Origin of the sequence: Streptomyces sp. CBMA152 (genome assembly GCF_014596475.1) — a bacterium.
Classification (GTDB): domain Bacteria; phylum Actinomycetota; class Actinomycetes; order Streptomycetales; family Streptomycetaceae; genus Streptomyces.
Genome location: NZ_MECJ01000028.1, coordinates 144,867 through 166,474, shown reverse-complemented (window position 1 = coordinate 166,474; position 21,608 = coordinate 144,867). Strand labels below are relative to the sequence as shown.

Below are 21,608 nucleotides of genomic sequence, written 5' to 3'. Positions count from 1 at the left end.
GGCCCCATGTCCCGTTGTGGTCAGAAGTCCCGTTGTCATCAGAAGAACCTCGGATCGTCGAACGCCCCGGTGGAGAGCAGGTACACATACAGATCGGCGACGGAGACGCTGATCAGCGACGACCAGGCGAGCAGCATGTGACGGTTGTTCAGCTTCCCCGCCCAGCCCCACAGCCGGTAGCGCACCGGGTGCTTGGAGAAGTGCCGCAGCTTGCCGCCGACGATGTGCCGGCAGGAGTGGCAGGAGAGGGTGTACGCCCAGATCAGCACGATGTTGGCCACGAAGATCAGCGAGCCGAGACCCATGTGGCCCCAGCGGTAGTGGTCGTCGCGGAAGGTGAGGACCGTGTCGTACGTGAGGAAGCCGGCGACCGGCAGGGCGAAGTAGAACGTGTAGCGGTGGATGTTCTGGATCACCAGCGGGAAGCGGGTCTCGCCCGAGTACTTCTTGTGCGGCTCGGCGACCGCGCAGGCCGGTGGCGAGGCCCAGAAGCCCCGGTAGTAGGCCTTGCGGTAGTAGTAGCAGGTGCCCCGGAACGCGAGCGGGAAGATCAGGATCAGCAGGGCGGGGGACAGGCCCCACCAGCTGCCGATCAGATCGGCGTTCGGGCCGCCGTGCATGGGCGCGCAGTTGTCGGCGACGCACGGCGAGTAGAAGGGCGACACATAGGGAGCCGCGTAGTAGTTGTCGTTCACGAAGGCCCGCCAGGTCGAGTAGACGACGAAGGCGAGCAGTCCGGCGGCGGTCACGGCCGGCGCCAGCCACCAGCGGTCCGTCCGCAGATGGCGTGGCGCGATGGCGGCGCGCGAGGCGTCGTGAACGCCGGTGATGGGTTGGGGTTCGGTGCCTGTGGCCAACAGTGGCTCCAGTCAGCTGGGTCAGGGGGCGCGCCGGTCGCGGGCGCCGAGACCTTCGTCGTCCGAGTCCGTCCAGAGGGAGGTGTCGTACGGCGTGTCCGGGATGGTCACCAGGTCCGGGCGGACCGCGGCGGTGCGGGGAACGGTCTCGCGCAGCAGCGCCACGCTCTCGCGCAGATGGTCGGTGTCGGTCCGCACCCGCCGGATGTCCAGGCCGCCGTCGCCGGCCTTCTCCAGCCGTCCGACCGACCTGACGAGGTCGTCGAGACAGCGCTGAACTGCCGTCAACTCGTCCTGCAGGGACATGACGTGCCCTACCTTCCGCAGTAGCGGGCGGTGAACCGGTCATTCCGGAGGGCGACCTCCGGATCCCCCCGAAAGGTCATGCGCCCAAGAGTGTCGCGCGTCACTTCCGTGGTTGTGAAGGCGCGTGCACGGGGTTATAGGGGGCGCGCGGTCCGCCGTTCGCGCCGTCATTGCGCCGCATGGGTGGGATCCGGCCGCCCGCACGCCGTGTCGCGGTACGGGCAGGGGGGCCGTCCTCTTCAGTGGGTGGGCAATACGTGTGATCATCGCGAAATGCCACCAAGCAAACAAAACTGACGAAGAGGTACAAGCCATGGCCCACGTCGGAGTCCAGCGCGGGAGGGCATCCCGGGCGGTCCGCACCGTCGCCGCCATCCGCACCGCCGCGTCGCTGCGGTCCGTCGCGCTCCTCGCCTCCGGTGTGCTGGCACTGCCCGCACTGGCGGGCTGCTCCTCGGACGACGACGCGTCCGCGTCCGCCGTCCCCCAGGACATCGGTGCGGCCGCCCGGCCCCAGGTCGCCGACGGGGGCACCCTGCGCTGGGCCGTCGACGCGATGCCGCAGACGCTCAACGCGTTCCAGGCCGACGCAGACGCCGCGACCGCGCGGATCACCGGCGCCGTGCTGCCCAGCCTCTTCACCCTGGACGACCGGGGCAGACCGCAGCGCAACCCGGACTTCCTGGAGAAGGCCGAGGTCGTGCAGCGCGAGCCGAAGCAGGTCGTGCTCTACAAGCTCAACCAGAAGGCGGTGTGGAGCGACGGCCGGGAGATCGGGGCGCCCGACTTCGTCGCCCAGTGGCGCGCGCTCAGCGGCCGCGACTCGGCGTACTGGACCGCGCGCAACGCGGGGTACGAGCGGATCGAGAAGATCGAGAAGGGCGCCAACGACCTGGAGGTCAAGGTCACCTTCAACAAGCCGTACGCGGACTGGCGGGCGCTCTTCAATCCGCTCTACCCGAAGGACGTGACCGGTACGCCGGACGCCTTCAACGACGGCGCCCGCACCAAGCTCAAGGCCACCGCAGGACCGTTTCTCCTGAAGGCGACGGACCGCGACAAGGGCACCCTCACGCTCACCCGCAACCCGCGCTGGTGGGGTCGGCCCAGCAAGCTCGACGAGCTCGTCTTCCGGGCCGTGCCGCGCGACAAGCGGGTCGCCGCCCTCGCCGACGGCAGCCTCGACGTGGCCGAGATCGACCGGCCCGCCGCCGAGCGCATCACGCTCGCCGAACGCGACAAGAGCGCGGGCCGGGGCAACGACGGCCCCGAGCTCGCCCACGGCCCCGGCGCCGCGATCACCCCGGCCTCCGCACTGCGCTCCTGGGCGCTCGCGCACGGCTCCGACGAGGAGCGGGCCGACTCGGAGGTGCGCGCCCGCAAGCAGACCCGCGAGGCCATCGAGCGCTACGCCCAGGAGCAGGCGGGCCTGGGCGGGCTCGTCATCCGCAGATCCCTGGAGCCCGCCTACACCCAGCTCGCCCTCAACGGCAGCTCCGGCCCGCTCGCCGACGAACGGGTGCGCCGGGCCATCGCCCGCGCCCTCGACCGCAAGGAGCTCGCAGAGATCGTGCTCAAGCCGCTCGGGCTGCCCGCGCACCCGCCCGGCAGCCATCTGGCGCTCGCCGGACAGCAGGCGTACGCGGACAACAGCGACGCGCTCGGCGGCCAGGACACCCATGAGGCGCAGGCCCTGCTGGCCGACGCGGGCTTCACGCCGGGCGGCGCCCGCCAGAAGCCCGGCTCGACCAAGGCGGGCAGCAAGGCGTCCGGTGCGGGCGCCGACGACGACGCCAAGCGCGAGGGCGCCGAGGGCGACGGCACGTACATCGTCGGCGACGACAAGGCGGCCGACCGGCCGGGCAAGGTGACCTACCGGGTCGGTGGCCGGAAGGTCGGCGAGGGGCCGTACTACGCGGGCGAGGAGAAGCCGGACGCGGGCGGCGCCGGTGACGACAAGCCCGGGGACAACCGGCCCGGCGGCTCGGGCCCCGGCAGCGACACCCACGTGCTCGCCCCGGCCCGCGCGGCCGCCCTCCAGGAGATCGCCCTGATGCGCCAGGCCGAGGCGATCGACGACGCGGGCTCCGGCCACGGCGCCCGCCGCCAGGAGGAGATCCACCGCACCGAGGCGCACCGCCAGGGCGGCGCCCCCGGCGCGTACGCCCCCAAGGGCACGGCGGCCCCGGCCGCCGCGGGCGGGCCGCTCGGCAAGGACGGCAAGCCGCTGTCCCTGCGGTTCGTGCTCCCCTCGGGCGCGGGCTCGGAGTCGCTGCGCGCGGTCGGCGACAAAATCGCGCAGATGCTGAAGGCGGTCGGCATCAACACCGAGATCACCAAGGTGGCCGACGACAGCTACTTCAAGGACCACATCGCCTCGGGCGACTTCGATCTGGCGCTGTACTCCTGGCCCGGCACCGCCTACCCGGCCACCGACGACCGGCCGGTGTTCGCCAAGCCCGAGCCCGCCTCGGACGGCTCGCTGCTGGTCGAGCAGAACTACACCCGGATCGGCACCGACCGCATCGACCAGCTCTTCGACCGGGCGGCGGGCGAGCTCGACGAGGACGAGGCCCGCGATCTCGTACGCAAGGCGGACGCCCGGATCTGGGCGGCGGCCGCGTCCCTGCCGATCTATCAGCGCCCGCAGCTGGTCGCGGTGAAGCCGAACGTCGTCAACGCCGGTGCCTTCGGCTTCGCGGCCCCGCATTTCGAGGACATCGGTTTCAAGAAGGCACCGAGTGCCGCGAAGGGTGCCGAATCTTCCCAGAAGTGATCGATCGGCCCTGAAGCAATAGTTTCAGCCACCACGAATCAGCAGGTCAGAACCTCAGAAGTGGCTCAAGTCCCTTGCCCGCCGGCCCGCCGGCGGGCAAGGTCGTGCATGCCCTTGACCCGGCCTTGAGGCTGCGCAGGAACCGGCTTCTCGCTGCTTTCCCACCCCGTAGAAACGATCATAGGTTCGGCCCGGGAGGCCCCGGGCGCGTCAGCCCCGTACCATAGGACTAGCCGTGGCGTGTCCGCGCCCGGCGGGCGGACGAGGCTTCGACCGTCAGACGCCTGATTCCCGATCGAGAGAAGCGCCAGCCAGCATGCCCACGCGCCACGACATCCGCAATGTCGCCATCGTCGCCCACGTCGACCACGGTAAGACGACCATCGTCGACGCCATGCTCAAGCAGGCGGGTGCGTTTGCCGCGCACCAGCACCTCGACGACCGCATGATGGACTCGAACGACCTGGAGCGTGAGAAGGGCATCACGATCCTGGCGAAGAACACCGCCGTGAAGTACCACCCCAAGGACGGCGGGGCCCCGATCACGATCAACATCATCGACACCCCCGGCCACGCCGACTTCGGCGGTGAGGTCGAGCGTGGTCTGTCGATGGTGGACGCCGTCGTGCTGCTCGTCGACGCCTCCGAGGGTCCGCTGCCGCAGACCCGCTTCGTGCTGCGCAAGGCGCTCCAGCAGCGCCTGCCCGTCATCCTCTGCATCAACAAGACGGACCGCCCGGACTCCCGGATCGACGAGGTCGTCAACGAGACGTACGACCTGTTCCTGGACCTGGACGCGGACGAGGACCAGATCGAGTTCCCGATCGTCTACGCCTGCGGCCGCGACGGCATCGCCTCGCTGACCAAGCCGCAGGACGGCACGGTCCCGGCGGACTCCACCAACCTGGAGCCGTTCTTCTCCACCATCCTGGAGCACGTCCCGGCCCCGACGTACGAGGAGGACGCGCCGCTCCAGGCCCACGTCACCAACCTCGACGCCGACAACTTCCTCGGCCGTATCGCGCTGCTCCGTGTCGAGCAGGGCGAGCTGCGCAAGGGCCAGACGGTCGCCTGGATCAAGCGCGACGGCTCGATCTCGAACGTCCGCATCTCCGAGCTGATGATGACCGAGGCGCTCACCCGCAAGCCGGCCGAGGTGGCGGGCCCCGGTGACATCTGCGCCGTCGCCGGTATCCCCGACATCATGATCGGCGAGACGCTGGCCGACCCGGAGAACCCGGTCGCCCTGCCGCTGATCACGGTCGACCAGCCGGCCATCTCCATGACCATCGGCACCAACACCTCGCCGCTCGTCGGCCGTGGCGGCACCGGCAAGGGCGCGGACGCCAAGTCCGCCGTCAAGGACCGCAAGGTCACCGCCCGCCAGGTCAAGGACCGCCTGGACCGCGAGCTGATCGGTAACGTCTCGCTGCGAGTCCTGGACACCGAGCGCCCGGACGCCTGGGAGGTCCAGGGCCGTGGTGAGCTCGCGCTCGCCATCCTGGTCGAGCAGATGCGCCGCGAGGGCTTCGAGCTCACCATCGGCAAGCCGCAGGTCGTCACCAAGGAGGTCGACGGCAAGACGCACGAGCCGGTCGAGCGCCTCACGGTGGACGTCCCCGAGGAGCACATGGGCGCGGTCACGCAGCTCATGGGTGTCCGCAAGGGCCGGATGGACAACATGTCCAACCACGGTTCCGGCTGGGTCCGCATGGAGTTCGTCGTCCCGTCCCGTGGCCTCATCGGCTTCCGTACGGAGTTCCTGACCAACACCCGCGGTACGGGTATCGCCCACTCGATCCACGAGGGCCACGAGCCGTGGTTCGGCAACCTGGTGACCCGTAACAACGGCTCCCTGGTCGCCGACCGCGCCGGTGCGGTCACGCCGTTCGCGATGATCAACCTCCAGGAGCGCGGTGTGCTGTTCACCGAGCCCGGCACCGAGGTGTACGAGGGCATGATCGTCGGTGAGAACTCGCGCTCCGACGACATGGACGTGAACATCACCAAGGAGAAGAAGCTCACCAACATGCGTGCGGCTTCCGCGGACAACACCGAGAACGTGGTGCCCCCGCGCAAGCTCTCCCTGGAGCAGTCCCTGGAGTTCTGCCGCGACGACGAGTGCGTCGAGGTGACCCCGGAGGCCGTCCGTATCCGGAAGGTCGTCCTGGACCAGAAGGAGCGCGGCCGCACGGCCTCGCGCGCCAAGCACGGCTGATCGCAGACCAGTTGAGCCTGTCGGCCCGGCCCCCCGCGAAGATCGCGGGGGGCCGGGCCGTTGTCGTACGGTGGGGCGGGCGCGGCCCATGCGCAGTGATCATCATCTGGCGCGGGGTCAAGTTGTTTTAAGGGACATCCTGTTCGGATATCGATCCCCGCGCTCCGGAAGATGTGTTAACGGTCCGTTTCGGGCGTGTCTGTCTGTGCTCTGTTTGTCCGGATTTCGGACTGTTGGCCTGTCCTGATGTTGTCAAAACGAGACCCTTTAAGTGTGGTTTACAGCCCGGCCGTACTTAATAGTTGGCTCCATTGAGCTCGGGTCAATGGGTCACGCACTGTGGGGAGTGCCGACTCACGAGCACACTCGGGGCGCTTCATCGATCGCCGTCAGGGGTGTCGGCGATCTTTTTGTGCCCCTCTTGTAGTGACAAGTGGACTCATGAGGAGGAACCCATGCGTGGTGCCAACAGCGCCAAGTGGGTCGCGGGCGCGGTGATGGTCGCCATGGCAGCGACTGCCTGTGGCGGCGGCAAGGACAGCACGGACAACTCGGGCGCGGCTGCCGACCCGGCAGGTGTCTTCAGCTACCAGAGCAGCGAGCCGCAGCACCCGATCCAGCCGGCCAACGTGATGGAGACCGGCGGTGGCCGTATCACCGACGTGCTCTTCTCGAAGCTCGTCGACTTCGACCCGAAGTCGGGCGCGATCGTCAACGTCGTCGCGGACTCGATCAAGCAGGACGACGCCAGCCACTACACCATCAAGGTGAAGCAGGGCTGGACCTTCCACAACGGTGAGAAGGTCACGGCGAAGTCCTTCGTCGACGCCTGGAACTGGGGCGCCAACGCCAAGAACGCGCAGCAGAACGCTTCGTGGTTCTCGGACATCAAGGGCTACACCGACGTCCACCCGGACAAGGGTGACCCGACGGCCGACAAGATGTCGGGTCTGTCCACCCCGGACGACTACACCATCAAGGTCGAGCTCGGCACGCCGGCTCCGTACTGGACCTACAAGCTCGGCTACAGCGCCTACTCGCCGCTGCCGCAGGTCTTCTTCACCAACCCGAAGAAGTACGGCAACGAGCCGATCGGCAACGGCCCGTACCAGTTCGTGAAGTGGAACCACAACCAGGACTTCCTCACCAAGGCGTACGACAAGTACGCGGGTGCGGACAAGCCGAAGAACGGTGGTGTGGACTTCAAGTTCTACACGACCTCCGAGGCCGCCTATAAGGACACCGTCTCCAACAACCTGGACGTGCTGGACCAGGTCGCCCCGAGCGGCATGGCCACGTACCACCAGGACCTCGGCAAGCGCGCCGTGGACGCTCCGCAGAACTCGATCCAGACCATCGCCATCGCGGCCTACTCGCCGACGATGAAGGGTGTCAAGGACCGCGCGAAGTTCGTGCAGGGCCTCTCGATGGCCATCGACCGGGACACCATCACCAAGACGGTGCTCCAGGGCTCGCGCACCCCGGCCACCGGCTTCGTGCCGCCGGCCGTCAAGGGCTACCTCGCGGACGCCTGTGGCGACACCTGCAAGTACAACCCGACCAAGGCCAAGGAGCTCGTCACCGAGGCCGGCGGCACCAACGCCCAGATCTCGGTGCTCTACAACGCCGACGGCGGCCACAAGGAATGGGTCACGGCGGTCTGCGCCAACATCACCCAGGCCACCGGCGTCAAGTGCGAGAGCGACGCCAAGGCGGACTTCAAGACCGTCCTGGACATCCGCACCGGCAAGAAGGTCCAGAGCCTCTACCGCTCCGGCTGGGTGCAGGACTACCCGCTGAACGCCAACTTCCTCAAGGACCTGTACGGCACCACCGCCGCGGGCAACGAGGGCGGCTACTCCAACAAGGCGTTCGACGACCTGGCCGCCAAGGCGGACAAGGCGACGACCCTGGACGAGTCGGTCAAGCTGTACCAGGACGCCGAGAAGGCCCTGTACGCCGACATGCCGGCCATCCCGCTCTGGTACTACAAGACGAACGCCGGCTACTCGGCCAACGTCAAGAACGTCACGTACGACACCTTCGGCAAGCCGGTGTTCACCGCCGTCGAGGTGCTGAAGAAGTAGTTCCAGGCCGCTAACGGTCGATTCACCCAGGCGTTCCGGCATCGCCGGCGCCACACCGTTCGCGCAGGGCAGCCGGCCCGCCCCTCCCACGAGGAGCGGGGCGGGCCGGCTGCTGGCGGCTGACAATGGAGGCTCGATGGGGCGCTACGTCGCGAGGCGACTGCTCCAGATGATCCCGGTGTTCATCGGGACCACTCTGCTCATCTTTCTGATGGTGTACTCACTCCCCGGCGACCCCGTCCGGGCGCTGTGGGGCGACAGACCTGCCGACCCGCAGGCGATGGCGCGGCTGCGCCACGAGTACTGGTTCGACCGACCGGTGCTCGCGCAGTACTGGCACTACATCAGCAATGTCATCACCGGGGACTTCGGCACGAGCTTCGTCACCGGCCGTAAGGTGCTCGACGTCATGTCGGAGACCTTCCCGGTCACGATCCGGCTGTCGTTGATCGCCTTCACCATCGAGATCGTCGTGGGTATCGTGCTCGGCCTCCTGGCCGGCCTCAACCGCGGTCGTATCGCGGACAAGCTGGTCCTCGTGGTCACGCTTCTGCTGATCTCGATCCCGATCTTCGTCCTCGGTTTCATCTTCCAGACGGTCTTCGCCGACCAGCTCGGCTGGGTCACGCCCACCGTGCAGGACTCCAACGACATCACGCAGCTGCTGCTGCCCGGTGTGGTCCTCGGCTCGCTGTCCTTCGCGTACATCGCGCGGCTCAGCAGAACGTCGATCGCCGAGAACCTGCGCGCGGACTACATCCGCACCGCCGTCGCCAAGGGCCTGCCGCGCCGCCGCGTCGTCGGTATCCACCTGATGCGCAACTCGCTCATCCCGGTGGTCACCTTCCTCGGTACGGACCTCGGCGCCCTCATGGGCGGCGCCATCGTCACCGAGGGCATCTTCAACGTGCACGGCATCGGCAACACGCTGTACCGCTCGATCAACCAGTCGGACAACACCACGGTGGTCGGCATCGTGACGATCCTCGTGATCGTCTACCTGCTCTCCAGCCTTGCCGTCGACCTGCTGTACGCCGCTCTGGACCCGAGGATCCGCTATGCCTGAGACCCTCAAGAAGGCCGAGGCCACAACCGAGACTCCGGCCGTCGCCGTCGCCGCCACCGCGTCGTCGGAGAAGCCGCGCAGCCTGTGGTCCGACGCCTGGCGGGACCTGCGCCGCAACCCGTTCTTCATCGTCTCGGCGCTGCTGATCGTCCTGTTGGCGCTCATCGCGATCGCCCCGGGGATGTTCACCTCGGTCGACCCGGACCACGCGGACCTCGCCAAGCACTACCTCGGCGACCCGAACTACGGCCATGTCTTCCAGGAGGACTGGTTCGGTTACGACGTCCAGGGCCGCAGCATCTACTCGCGCGTCCTGTACGGCGCCCGCGCCTCGATCATCGTCGGCGTCTGCGTCACGGTCTTCGTGACGCTGCTCGGCGGCTTCGTCGGCATGCTGGCCGGCTACTTCGGCGGCTGGATCGACTCGCTGCTCTCGCGTCTGACCGACGTGTTCTTCGGCATCCCGCTGCTGCTCGGCGCGATCGTCATCCTGAACGCCTTCACCCACCGCACCGTCTGGTCCGTGGTGCTCGGCCTCGGCCTGCTCGGCTGGACCCAGCTCGCCCGGGTCATGCGCGGTTCGGTGATCACGGTCAAGCAGGCCGACTACGTCCAGGCCGCCAGGGCGCTGGGCGCGAGCACGAACCGGATCATGATCCGGCACATCCTGCCGAACGCGGTCGCGCCGGTGATCGTCGTCGCGACCATCGCGCTCGGCGGATACATCGCCACCGAGGCGACGCTGTCCTTCCTCGGTATCGGCCTGCCGCCGTCCACCGTCTCGTGGGGCAACGACATTTCCTCGGGCCAGACCGTCATCCGTACCGCTCCGCACGTGCTGTTCTTCCCCAGCGCCATGCTGAGCCTCACGGTGCTCGCCTTCATCATGCTCGGCGACGCGGTGCGCGACGCCCTCGACCCCAAGCTGCGCTGAGGAGGGCGTACGACGTGAGCATCATCGACAAGACAGCAAGCGTCCCGGCGCCCCGCGCCGACGACGACAAGAGCGGTCCGCTGCTCGAAGTCCGGGACCTGCACGTGGAGTTCCACACCCGTGACGGTGTGGCCAAGGCGGTCAACGGCGTCAACTACAGCGTCAGCGCGGGCGAGACCCTCGCCGTGCTCGGCGAGTCCGGCTCGGGCAAGTCCGTGACCGCTCAGGCGATCATGGGCATCCTCGACATGCCGCCCGGCAAGATCCCGCAGGGCGAGATCCTGTTCCGCGGCGAGGACATGCTGAAGATGAGCGCGGAGGACCGTCGCGCCATCCGTGGCCAGAAGATCGCGATGATCTTCCAGGACGCGCTCTCCGCGCTGAACCCGGTGCTGAGCGTCGGCTACCAGCTCGGCGAGATGTTCCGGGTGCACCAGGGCGCCTCCCGCAAGGAGGCGAAGGCCAAGGCCATCGAGCTGATGGACAAGGTCAAGATCCCCGCGGCCGCCGCGCGGGTCAACGACTACCCCCACCAGTTCTCCGGCGGTATGCGCCAGCGCATCATGATCGCGATGGCGCTCGCCCTGGAGCCCGACCTGATCATCGCGGACGAGCCGACCACCGCGCTCGACGTGACGGTGCAGGCGCAGGTCATGGACCTGCTCGCGGAGCTCCAGCGCGAGTACCACATGGGCCTGATCCTGATCACCCACGACCTCGGTGTGGTCGCGGACGTCGCGGACAAGATCGCCGTGATGTACGCGGGCCGGATCGTGGAGACCGCGCCGGTGCACGAGCTGTACAAGCGCCCCGCGCACCCGTACACCCGGGGTCTGCTCGACTCGATCCCGCGCCTGGACCAGAAGGGCCAGGAGCTGTACGCGATCAAGGGTCTGCCGCCCAACCTGCTGAAGATCCCCACCGGTTGCGCGTTCAACCCGCGCTGCCCCAAGGCGCAGGACATCTGCCGTACCGAGGTGCCGAAGCTCGCTCCGGTCACCGAGGCGGACGGCGCGGACCTGCCCGGCCGCGGCAGCGCCTGCCACTTCTGGAAGGAGACGATCCATGGCTGAGCCGATCAAGAAGGACGAGGCCGTGGACGCCGCCCCCACCGCGAGCGTCACGGACGTGGTGAAGGCGGACGCCTCCACGACCACCGAGGTCGAGGCGCTCCTCGACGTCAAGGTCGACCGCGGTGAGCCGATCCTCCAGGTGCGCAACCTGGTCAAGCACTTCCCGCTGACCCAGGGCATCCTCTTCAAGAAGCAGATCGGCGCGGTCAAGGCCGTCGACGGGGTCTCCTTCGACCTGTACCAGGGCGAGACCCTGGGCATCGTCGGCGAGTCCGGCTGCGGCAAGTCGACCGTCGCCAAGCTGCTGATGACGCTGGAGCGGGCGACCGCCGGCGAGGTCTTCTACAAGGGCCAGGACATCACCAAGCTGTCCGGGCGCGCGCTGAAGGCGGTCCGCCGCAACATCCAGATGGTGTTCCAGGACCCGTACACCTCGCTCAACCCCCGTATGACGGTGGGCGACATCATCGGGGAGCCCTTCGAGATCCACCCCGAGGTGGCTCCCAAGGGCGACCGCCGCAAGCGCGTCCAGGAGCTGCTGGACGTCGTCGGCCTCAACCCGGAGTACATCAACCGGTACCCGCACCAGTTCTCGGGCGGTCAGCGCCAGCGCATCGGCATCGCCCGCGGCCTCGCGCTCAACCCCGAGATCATCATCTGCGACGAGCCGGTCTCCGCGCTCGACGTGTCGGTGCAGGCGCAGGTCATCAACCTGATGGAGAAGCTCCAGGACGAGTTCAACCTGTCCTACATCTTCATCGCGCACGACCTCTCGATCGTCCGGCACATCTCCGACCGCGTCGGTGTGATGTACCTCGGCAAGATGGCCGAGATCGGCACGGACGAGGAGATCTACGAGCACCCGACGCATCCGTACACCCAGGCGCTGCTCTCCGCCGTCCCGGTCCCGGACCCGGACGCGCGCGAGCACCGCGAGCGGATCATCCTGACCGGCGACGTCCCGTCCCCGGCCAACCCGCCGTCGGGCTGCCGCTTCCGCACCCGCTGCTGGAAGGCGGAGGAGCGCTGCTCCACCGAGGTCCCGCTGCTGGCGATCCCGGAGCGGTTCCAGGGCAAGGACACCCTGGCCGCCCACGACTCGGCGTGCCACTTCGCCGAGGAGAAGGACGTGGTGGGCGCGGCCTGATCGCGGCTCACGTCATACGACGAGGGGCGCCCGGAACTTCACGGTTCCGGGCGCCCCTCTCGCGTACCTCGCGTTGTTCAGCCCGTGAAGTCCAGCACCAGATGGTCCTGGACCTGCTGATACCCAAGCCGTTGGTAGAGCGCGTTGCTCGTCGGGTTGGCGAGGTCCGTGAAGAGGACGACCTCGGCCGCGCCCCAGCCGGTGGCGAGGCGGGTGGCCGCCGCCGTGGCCGCGGCCGCGTAGCCCCGGCCGCGCAGGGCCGGTGGGGTGTAGACCGGGCCGATACGGGACTGGCCCGCCAGCACCGCCGAGGCCGCGGCGAGGGACGCCGGGCCCTCCTCGCCCTCCCAGAGCACCAGTTGCCCGGCCGAGGTGCGGCGGGACGCGGTCCGCGCGGCGCCCAGCTCCGCGGGCAGCCCCAGCTCGTCGATGAAGGCGTTCATCCACTCGGTCACCAGCGGCACGTCCGCCTCGGTCGCGAGCCGGGAGCGGCCGCCGACGGGTGCCGGTTCGGCGAGCTCGGCGAGCCGGAACAGCCGCTCCTCGCGGTCCACCTGGTACGGGCCCCACGCCTCGCCGAAGGCCCGCGCGGTGGCGGTGGCGCCGTTCACCCCGACGAGGCCGCTGCCGCGCAGCGCCCCGGCGAGCGCGCGGGCCGCCTCGTCCGGCATCGTGCCGAGCACCGGAGGCATCCCCGGGGTCTGTATGTACGCACCCCCCACCGCGCCGTCCGGCCCGGTCCACCAGCCGAAGCGCGCGCCCGGCCAGACCCCGGACCGCGCTCCCTCGGTGAGGGTGAGCAACACGGTATTGCGGGCCGGATCGGTGGCCAGGAACGTCTCCGTGACGGTCCGGAACTCTTCTACGTCATCCGTCAGATGCCAGGTCATGCCCTATTTTCCAACCTCCGCACGGTCGGGCGCAGCCGATTTCCGGTGCCCGCCTCCCTTTTCGCCGTACGCCCGAATGGGTGTGGTGACATGCGCTCTGTCCACTCCTGGGGTGATATTTGGGCCTAAGTCAGTTTTGAGATCCCAGGAGGACTCCATGCGCGGAGCCACGCAGGCCAAGTGGGCCGCAGGTGCGGTGGTCGTCGCCCTCGCGGCGACGGCCTGCGGAGGCGGAGGCGGTGGCGGCGGAGGAAGCGGCGCCGCCGGCATCGTGAGCTCGTCCTGGGGCGATCCGCAGAACCCGCTGGAGCCCGCCAACACCAACGAGGTGCAGGGCGGCAAGGTCCTCGACATGCTCTTCCGCGGGCTCAAGCGGTACGACCCGAAGACCGGCGCGGCCAAGGACATGCTCGCCGAGAAGATCGAGACCACCGACTCGACCACCTTCAACATCACCGTCAAGGACGGCTGGACGTTCTCCAACGGCGAGAAGGTCACCGCCAAGTCCTTCGTGGACGCCTGGAACTACGGCGCCAACCTCAAGAACAACCAGAAGAACGCGTACTTCTTCGGGTACATCGACGGGTACGACAAGGTCCACCCCGAGAAGGGCGAGGCGACCGCGGACACGCTCTCCGGCCTGAAGGTCACCGGGGACCGCACCTTCACCGTCAAGCTCAACCAGAAGTTCTCGCTGTGGCCCGACACCCTCGGCTACGCGGCCTTCGCGCCGCTGCCCAAGGCGTTCTTCGACAACCACTCGGCGTGGCTCTCCAAGCCGATCGGCAACGGCCCGTACACCGTCAACTCGTACACCAAGGGCTCGAAGCTGGAAATGCGCAAGTGGGACGGGTACATGGGGGCGGACAAGGCGCAGAACGGCGGTGTGGACCTCAAGGTCTACACCGACAACAACACCGCCTACACCGACCTGACCGCCGGCAACCTCGACCTCGTCGACGACGTGCCCGCCTCCCAGCTCAAGAACGTCAAGGCCGACCTCGGCGACCGGTACATCAACACCCCGGCCGGCATCATCCAGACGCTCGCGTTCCCGTACTACGACGCGGCCTGGAACACCCCGGGCGCGGCCAAGGTCCGCAAGGGCCTGTCGATGGCGATCAACCGCGCCCAGATCACCGACACGATCTTCCAGAAGACCCGCACCCCGGCCACCGACTGGACCTCGCCGGTGCTCGGCGCGGCCGGCGGCTACAAGGACGGGCTGTGCGGGGACGCCTGCAAGTACGACCCCGCCGCCGCCAAGAAGCTCATCCAGGACGGCGGCGGCATCCCCGGCGGCCAGGTGAAGATCTCGTACAACGCGGACACCGGCTCGCACAAGGAGTGGGTCGACGCCATCTGCAACAGCGTCAACAACGCGCTGGGCAACGACAAGGCGTGCGTCGGCAACCCGATCGGCACCTTCGCCGACTTCCGCAACCAGATCACCCAGAGCAAGATGTCCGGGCCGTTCCGGGCGGGCTGGCAGATGGACTATCCGCTGATCCAGAACTTCCTCCAGCCGCTGTACTACACCGACGCCTCCTCCAACGACGGCAAGTGGACCAACGCCGACTTCGACAAGCTGGTCAACGAGGCCAACGCCGAGACGGACAAGGCCAAGGCGGTCGAGCTGTTCCAGAAGGCCGAGGGCGTGCTGCGGGACCAGATGGGCGCCATCCCGCTCTGGTACCAGAACGGCAGCGCCGGCTACTCGACCCGGGTCTCCAACGTCGCGCTGAACCCGTTCAGCGTCCCGGTCTACAACGAGATCAAGGTCAGCTGACGCCGGCGGAGGTGCGGCCCGGCGTGCACATCGCGCCGGGCCGGACCTCTTCCCCGACTCCCGGAGCGGTTCATGGGACGTTATGTGATCCGGCGGCTGCTGCAGATGATCCCGGTGTTCATCGGCGCCACGCTGCTGATCTTCCTGATGGTCAACGTCATGGGCGACCCCATCGCCGGGCTCTGCGGCGAGCGGGCCTGCGATCCGGCGACCGCCGCCCGCCTCAAGCAGGAGTTCGGCCTCGACAAGCCGGTCTGGCAGCAATACACGACCTACATGGGGAACGTGTTCACCGGTGACTTCGGGACCGCGTTCAACGGTCAGAAGGTCACCGAGCTGATGTCGACCGCCTTCCCCGTCACCATCCGGCTCACGATCGTCGCGATCGTCTTCGAGATCGTCATCGGCATCACCCTCGGCGTCGTCACCGGTCTGCGGCGCGGGCGCCCGGTCGACACCGGGGTGCTGGTCCTCACGCTCGTCGTCATCGCGATCCCGACCTTCGTCACCGGTCTGGTGCTCCAGCTGCTGCTCGGCGTCGAGTGGGGCTGGATCAAGCCGTCGGTGTCCCCGGAGGCGCCGTTCAACGAGCTCCTGATCCCCGGCCTGGTGCTCGCCTCGGTCTCCCTGGCGTACGTCACCCGGCTCACCCGGACCTCGATCGCCGAGAACTCCCGCGCCGACTACGTCCGTACGGCCGTCGCCAAGGGCCTGCCCCGGCACCGGGTGATCACCCGGCATCTGCTGCGCAACTCGCTGATCCCGGTGGTCACCTTCATCGGTACGGATGTGGGCGCCCTGATGGGCGGGGCGATCGTGACCGAGCGGATCTTCAACATCCACGGCGTCGGCTACCAGCTCTACCAGGGCATCCTGCGCCAGAGCACCCAGACCGTCGTCGGCTTCGTGACCGTTCTGGTGCTGGTGTTCCTGGTGGCGAATCTCGTCGTCGACCTCCTGTACGCCGTACTCGACCCGAGGATCCGCTATGCCTGAGCCCGACTTCGACGAACGTTCGGTCGCCGCGACCGGTGCGGGCGGCGTTGGCCAGGGAGCCATCGCCCCGACCGGCACCGGCGGCGCGATGGACCTCGCGCTGAGCGAGGGCGCGACGCTGGACAAGACGCCCGGAGGACCGGAGGGCACGGGCCCCGGGGAGAAGCCCCGCAGCCTGTGGGGCGACGCCTGGCGGGATCTGCGGCGCAACCCGGTCTTCATCATCTCGGGCCTGATCATCCTGTTCCTGATCTTCATCTCGCTCTGGCCCTCGGTGATCGCCTCCGGCAACCCGCTCAAGTGCGATCTGGCCAAGGCCCAGTTGGGCTCCCGGCCCGGCCATCCCTTCGGCTACGACGGGCAGGGCTGCGACGTCTACACGCGTACGGTCTACGGCGCGCGCACCTCGGTCACCGTCGGCGTCTGCACCACGCTCGGGGTCGCGCTCCTCGGCTCGACGCTGGGCGGGCTCGCCGGGTTCTTCGGGGGCGGCTGGGACGCGCTGCTCTCCCGGATCACCGACATCTTCTTCGGCATCCCGGTGGTGCTCGGCGGTCTGGTCTTCCTGTCCGTGGTCACCTCCACCACGGTCTGGCCGGTGATCGGTTTCATGATCCTGCTGGGCTGGCCGCAGATCGCCCGGATCGCGCGCGGTTCGGTGATCACCGCCAAACAGAACGACTACGTGCAGGCGGCCCGGGCGCTCGGCGCCTCCAACTCCCGGATGCTGCTGCGCCACATCACACCCAACGCGGTGGCCCCGGTGATCGTGGTGGCGACCATCGCGCTCGGTACGTACATCTCCCTCGAAGCGACGCTCTCCTACCTCGGTGTCGGGCTCAAGCCGCCGTCGGTCTCCTGGGGCATCGACATCTCGGCCGCCTCCCAGTACATCCGCAACGCCCCGCACATGCTCCTGTGGCCCGCCGGGGCGCTCGCGATCACGGTGCTCGCGTTCATCATGCTCGGCGACGCGGTGCGCGACGCCCTCGACCCCAAGCTGCGCTGAGGAGTTGGACGCCATGCTGCTCGAAGTGCGCGACCTCCAGGTCGAGTTCAAGACGCGGGACGGGATCGCCAAGGCCGTCAACGGCGTCACCTACTCGGTGGCGGCCGGGGAGACGCTGGCCGTGCTCGGCGAGTCCGGCTCCGGCAAGTCGGTCACCGCGCAGGCCGTGATGGGCATCCTCGACATGCCGCCCGGGAGGATCACCGGCGGCGAGATCCTCTTCAAGGGCCAGGACCTGCTGAAGCTCAAGGAGGACGAGCGGCGCAAGGTGCGCGGCTCCGGGATGGCGATGATCTTCCAGGACGCGCTGTCGTCGCTCAACCCGGTGCTGAGCGTGGGCGCGCAGCTCGGCGAGATGTTCACCGTCCACCAGGGGATGTCGCGCAAGGACGCCAAGGCCAAGGCCGTCGAGCTGATGGACCGGGTGCGGATCCCGGCCGCGCAGGAGCGGGTCGGGCAGTATCCGCACCAGTTCTCCGGCGGTATGCGCCAGCGCATCATGATCGCGATGGCGATGGCCCTGGAGCCCGCGCTGATCATCGCGGACGAGCCGACGACGGCGCTCGACGTGACGGTCCAGGCCCAGGTCATGGACCTGCTCGCCGAGCTCCAGCGCGAGTTCACGATGGGCCTGATCCTGATCACCCATGACCTCGGGGTGGTCGCGGACGTCGCCGACCGGATCGCGGTGATGTACGCGGGCCGGATCGTCGAACAGGCCCCGGTCCACGAGATCTACAAGGCGCCCGCGCACCCGTACACCCGGGGTCTGCTCGACTCGATCCCGCGCCTGGACCAGAAGGGCCAGGAGCTGTACGCGATCAAGGGCCTGCCGCCCAACCTGATGCACATCCCGTCCGGCTGCGCCTTCCATCCGCGCTGCCCGATGGCGCAGGACGTGTGCCGCACCGACGTGCCGCCGCTCGCGGACGTCGCCGAGGGCCGCAAGAGCGCGTGCCACTTCTGGAAGGAGTGCCTGAATGGCTGAGGCGATTCTGGAAGTGCGCGACCTGGTCAAGCACTACCCGCTGACCCAGGGGATCCTCTTCAAGAAGCAGGTCGGCGCGGTGAAGGCGGTCGATGGCGTGTCCTTCGACCTGGCGGCGGGGGAGACGCTGGGGATCGTCGGGGAGTCGGGCTGCGGCAAGTCGACGGTGGCCAGGATGCTGGTGAACCTGGAGCGCCCGACGGCGGGGCAGATCAAGTACAAGGGGACGGACATCACGCAGATGTCCGGCAAGGCGTTGCGGTCCGTGCGCCGGAACATCCAGATGGTGTTCCAGGACCCGTACACCTCGCTCAACCCCCGGATGACGGTCGGCGACATCATCGGGGAGCCGTACGAGATCCATCCCGAGGTGGCCCCGAAGGGGGACCGGCGGCGCAAGGTGCAGGACCTGCTGGACGTGGTGGGCCTCAACCCGGAGTACATCAACCGCTACCCGCACCAGTTCAGCGGCGGCCAGCGCCAACGCATCGGTATCGCACGGGGGTTGGCGCTCCAGCCCGAGATCATCGTGGCGGACGAGCCGGTGTCGGCGCTCGATGTCTCGGTGCAGGCGCAGGTGGTGAACCTGCTGGAACGCCTCCAGTCGGAGTTCTCGCTCTCGTACGTGTTCATCGCCCATGACTTGTCGATCGTGCGGCACATCTCGGACCGGGTGGGGGTGATGTACCTGGGCCGGATCGTGGAGACCGGGCGGGACGAGGAGATCTACGACCATCCGACGCATCCGTACACGCAGGCGCTGCTCTCCGCCGTCCCGGTGCCGGACCCGGCGGCGCGGGAGCGTCGCGAACGGATCATTCTCGCCGGGGATGTGCCGTCCCCGGCGAACATCCCCTCCGGGTGCCGCTTCCGTACGCGCTGCTGGAAAGCCCAGGAGCGCTGCACCCTGGAGGTCCCGGAGCTGGCCGTCCCGGCCGCGTTCCGCCTGGCCGCGGGCCCGGCCCAGCACCCGTCGGCGTGCCACTTCGCGGAGGAGAAGACGGTGGTGCCACCGGAGTGAGGTGCCGGGCGACGGCGAAGCCGAGCAATTAAGGGGCGCGGGGAACTGCGCGACCAGCCACGCACGGTCCGCAGCTGAAGGACGTCATCTGACGGCGTACGCCGAGGCCCGCGTCCGCGGTGGTGACTGGGGTGTGCGGGCGCGGGCCCCGGCTCCGAGCGGAGGCTCAGGCTCGGGTCAATGGGTGTCCGTCGCCTCCTCGATCGCGGCGAGCGCGGGATCGAGGACGACGTCCTCGTCCCGCGCCGCGACCGTCGGTTCCTCGGGGAAGTGGCACGCGGTCAGATGCCCTTCCCGGTTGCCCTCAAGACGTACCAGCGGCGGGGTCTCGGAGGCGCAGAGATCGGCCGCCTTCCAGCACCGCGTGCGGAAGCGGCAGCCCGACGGCGGGTCGATCGGGGACGGCACGTCACCGGCGAGCCGGATCCGCTCGCGGCCCTCGCCCTCGTCGTCGACCACGGCCTCCGGCACGGCCGAGAGCAGCGCGTGCGTGTACGGGTGGCGGGGCCGCTCGTAGATCGAGTCGCGGTCGCCGATCTCGACGATCCGGCCGAGGTACATCACCGCGATCCGCTGCGAGAAGTGCCGCACGATCGCCAGGTCGTGGGCGACGAACAGGAACGCGATGTCCAGCTCGCGCTGGAGGTTCTGGAGCAGGTTGACGACCTGCGCCTGGATCGAGACGTCCAGCGCCGAGACCGGCTCGTCCGCGACGATCAGGCGTGGCTTGAGCCCCAACGCCCTTGCCACACCGATGCGTTGACGCTGACCGCCGGAGAACTCGTGCGGGAACCGGTTGTAGTGCTCCGGGTTGAGACCGACGATCTCCAACAGCTCGCGCACGCGCTTCTCGCGGCCGCCCGGTGGATTGACGCCGTTGACGACCATCGGGTTGGAGATGATGTCGCCGACCGTCTGACGCGGGTTGAGCGAGGCGAACGGGTCCTGGAAGATCATCTGGATCTCGGACCTGATCGGCGCCATCTGCTTGCGCGAGGCATGGCTGATGTCCCGGCCGTCGTACGTGATGGTGCCCCGGGTCGGCTCCAGCAGGCGCGTGATGAGGCGCCCGGTGGTCGACTTGCCGCACCCCGACTCGCCCACCAGACCCAGGCTCTCGCCCTGCGCGATGGCGAAGTCCACCCCGTCCACGGCCCGTACGTCACCGACGTGGCGCTTGAGCACGAACCCGCTGTGGATGGGGAAGTACTTGACGAGCCCGGCCACTTCCAGCAGCGGTGACCGCTCCCGGCCGCCGGGGTCGGCGACCTGGTCGCGGGGGCCGGGAACCTTGGTGAGGTCCAGCTGTTCGCTCATGATGTGTTCTCGACTCCTGGTCGGGTCAGCGCAGCCGCGGCCGGATCTGCTCGGCGAAGATCGTGTCCTTCTGCTCGCCGCTCAGATGGCAGGCGGCGCCGTGCGGCTGGTCCTCCGGGATGGCGGGCCGCACCGTACGGCACAGGCCGCCCGCGACCTGGTCGGGGAAGGCGCAGCGCGGATGGAAGGGGCACCCCGGCGGCGGCGAGAGCAGACTGGGCGGCGCCCCCGGGATCGGCACGAGCGGCAGGTCGACGGGCGAGTCGAGGCGGGGGATCGAACCGAGCAGCCCCCAGCTGTAGGGGTGGCGCGGGGTGCGCATGATCTCCCGTACCGTGCCGCGCTCCACACAGCGGCCCGCGTACATCACCATCACGTCGTCCGCGGTCTTCGCCACCACGCCCAGGTCGTGCGTGATGATGATGATCGCCGAACCGGTCTCCTGCTGAAGGTCTTTGAGCAGGTCGAGGATCTGCGCCTGGACGGTGACGTCGAGCGCGGTGGTCGGCTCGTCCGCGATGATCAGCGCCGGGTCGCAGACGAGGGCCATCGCGATCATCACGCGCTGGCGCATCCCGCCGGAGAACTGGTGCGGGTAGTCGTCGACCCGCAGCCTCGGCTGCGGGATGCCGACCTTGCCGAGCATCTGGATCGCCCGCTCCTTGGCCTCCTTGCGGGAGGCGCCCATGTGCTTCATGAACGGCTCGGCGATCTGGCGCCCGACCGTGTAGTACGGCGAGAGCGCGGCCAGCGAGTCCTGGAAGATCATCGCCATCTTCTTGCCGCGCAGCTGGGCGAGTTGGCGCTCGGAGGCGCCGGTCAGCTCCTGCCCGTCGAGTAGGATCTCGCCCCGGATCGTGGTGTTGCGCGGGTTGTGCAGCCCGAGGACGGCCAGGTTGGTGACCGACTTGCCGGAGCCCGACTCGCCCACGATGCCCAGCGTCGAGCCGCGCGCCAGGTCGAAGGAGAGCCCGTCGACGGCCTTGACGACGCCGTCCTCGGTGGCGAAGTGCACATACAGATCACGGACCGAGAGGAAGCCCCGGGACGCGGCGGTGTCCGGCGCGGCCTCGGTCTGGCTGAGGGTGCTCACGGAGGGTTCTCCTCAGAGTTTCCGGGATCCCGTGGTGCGGG

17 protein-coding genes are annotated in these 21,608 nt (G+C 68.6%); 12 read left to right on the top strand and 5 right to left on the bottom strand.

From position 1 onward, the window contains the following. Nucleotides 1-38 precede the first annotated feature (38 nt). Together BG418_RS24255 and BG418_RS24250 are read right to left on the bottom strand one after the other, a co-directional pair. Entirely contained in the window at nucleotides 39-857 is an 819-nt protein-coding gene (locus BG418_RS24255) for a hypothetical protein (RefSeq protein WP_188276093.1), read from the bottom strand. 21 nt (nucleotides 858-878) lie between these two features. Further along, nucleotides 879-1,163, bottom strand: a complete 285-nt coding sequence (locus tag BG418_RS24250) for a hypothetical protein (protein ID WP_188276092.1) — start codon at nucleotides 1,161-1,163, stop codon at nucleotides 879-881. 313 nt (nucleotides 1,164-1,476) lie between these two features. Here BG418_RS24250 and BG418_RS24245 point away from each other — a divergent pair, with 313 nt between their 5' ends. The 7 genes from BG418_RS24245 to BG418_RS24215 all read left to right on the top strand — a co-directional run bounded on the left by BG418_RS24245 (nucleotide 1,477) and on the right by BG418_RS24215 (nucleotide 12,464). Beyond that, nucleotides 1,477-3,939 carry an ABC transporter family substrate-binding protein gene (locus BG418_RS24245; protein WP_188276091.1) on the top strand — a complete coding sequence of 821 codons (2,463 nt, stop codon included), beginning with the start codon at nucleotides 1,477-1,479 and terminating at the stop codon, nucleotides 3,937-3,939. A 316-nt stretch (nucleotides 3,940-4,255) separates the two neighbouring features. Then, entirely contained in the window at nucleotides 4,256-6,157 is a 1,902-nt protein-coding gene (gene typA / locus BG418_RS24240) for a translational GTPase TypA (RefSeq protein WP_188276090.1), read from the top strand. Between the two features lie 455 nt (nucleotides 6,158-6,612). Next, complete coding sequence (locus BG418_RS24235) at nucleotides 6,613-8,244, top strand: ABC transporter substrate-binding protein (RefSeq protein ID WP_188276089.1); 1,632 nt, start codon at nucleotides 6,613-6,615, stop codon at nucleotides 8,242-8,244. A gap of 136 nt (nucleotides 8,245-8,380) precedes the next feature. Next, the gene (locus BG418_RS24230) at nucleotides 8,381-9,310 is read left to right on the top strand and encodes an ABC transporter permease (RefSeq protein WP_188276088.1); all 930 of its coding nucleotides are present in this window, start codon (nucleotides 8,381-8,383) and stop codon (nucleotides 9,308-9,310) included. Continuing rightward, nucleotides 9,303-10,244, top strand: a complete 942-nt coding sequence (locus BG418_RS24225) for an ABC transporter permease (protein WP_188276087.1) — start codon at nucleotides 9,303-9,305, stop codon at nucleotides 10,242-10,244. The genes BG418_RS24230 and BG418_RS24225 overlap by 8 nt, the downstream gene beginning before the upstream one ends. A 14-nt stretch (nucleotides 10,245-10,258) precedes the next feature. Next, on the top strand, nucleotides 10,259-11,317 hold the full coding sequence (locus BG418_RS24220) for an ABC transporter ATP-binding protein (protein ID WP_188276086.1): 1,059 nt from the start codon (nucleotides 10,259-10,261) through the stop codon (nucleotides 11,315-11,317). After that, a complete protein-coding gene (locus BG418_RS24215) occupies nucleotides 11,310-12,464 on the top strand; it encodes an ABC transporter ATP-binding protein (RefSeq protein WP_188276085.1) in 1,155 nt (384 codons plus the stop codon). The genes BG418_RS24220 and BG418_RS24215 overlap by 8 nt, the downstream gene beginning before the upstream one ends. A 77-nt stretch (nucleotides 12,465-12,541) precedes the next feature. Here BG418_RS24215 and BG418_RS24210 read toward each other — a convergent pair whose 3' ends face one another. Continuing rightward, entirely contained in the window at nucleotides 12,542-13,354 is an 813-nt protein-coding gene (locus tag BG418_RS24210; RefSeq protein ID WP_188276084.1) for a GNAT family N-acetyltransferase, read from the bottom strand. Nucleotides 13,355-13,511: 157 nt separating this feature from the next. Here BG418_RS24210 and BG418_RS24205 point away from each other — a divergent pair, with 157 nt between their 5' ends. The 5 genes from BG418_RS24205 to BG418_RS24185 all read left to right on the top strand — a co-directional run bounded on the left by BG418_RS24205 (nucleotide 13,512) and on the right by BG418_RS24185 (nucleotide 19,157). After that, the gene (locus tag BG418_RS24205) at nucleotides 13,512-15,143 is read left to right on the top strand and encodes an ABC transporter substrate-binding protein (RefSeq protein ID WP_188276083.1); all 1,632 of its coding nucleotides are present in this window, start codon (nucleotides 13,512-13,514) and stop codon (nucleotides 15,141-15,143) included. Between the two features lie 72 nt (nucleotides 15,144-15,215). Next, entirely contained in the window at nucleotides 15,216-16,139 is a 924-nt protein-coding gene (locus BG418_RS24200) for an ABC transporter permease (RefSeq protein WP_188276082.1), read from the top strand. Further along, entirely contained in the window at nucleotides 16,132-17,148 is a 1,017-nt protein-coding gene (locus tag BG418_RS24195; protein ID WP_188276081.1) for an ABC transporter permease, read from the top strand. Before BG418_RS24200 ends, BG418_RS24195 begins: the two co-directional genes overlap by 8 nt. A gap of 13 nt (nucleotides 17,149-17,161) precedes the next feature. Next, the gene (locus tag BG418_RS24190; RefSeq protein WP_188276080.1) at nucleotides 17,162-18,136 is read left to right on the top strand and encodes an ABC transporter ATP-binding protein; all 975 of its coding nucleotides are present in this window, start codon (nucleotides 17,162-17,164) and stop codon (nucleotides 18,134-18,136) included. Further along, complete coding sequence (locus tag BG418_RS24185) at nucleotides 18,129-19,157, top strand: ABC transporter ATP-binding protein (protein WP_188276079.1); 1,029 nt, start codon at nucleotides 18,129-18,131, stop codon at nucleotides 19,155-19,157. Before BG418_RS24190 ends, BG418_RS24185 begins: the two co-directional genes overlap by 8 nt. A gap of 177 nt (nucleotides 19,158-19,334) precedes the next feature. Here BG418_RS24185 and BG418_RS24180 read toward each other — a convergent pair whose 3' ends face one another. Continuing rightward, complete coding sequence (locus BG418_RS24180; RefSeq protein ID WP_188276078.1) at nucleotides 19,335-20,474, bottom strand: ABC transporter ATP-binding protein; 1,140 nt, start codon at nucleotides 20,472-20,474, stop codon at nucleotides 19,335-19,337. 25 nt (nucleotides 20,475-20,499) lie between these two features. After that, entirely contained in the window at nucleotides 20,500-21,567 is a 1,068-nt protein-coding gene (locus BG418_RS24175; RefSeq protein ID WP_188276077.1) for an ABC transporter ATP-binding protein, read from the bottom strand. Nucleotides 21,568-21,608: the final 41 nt, after the last annotated feature.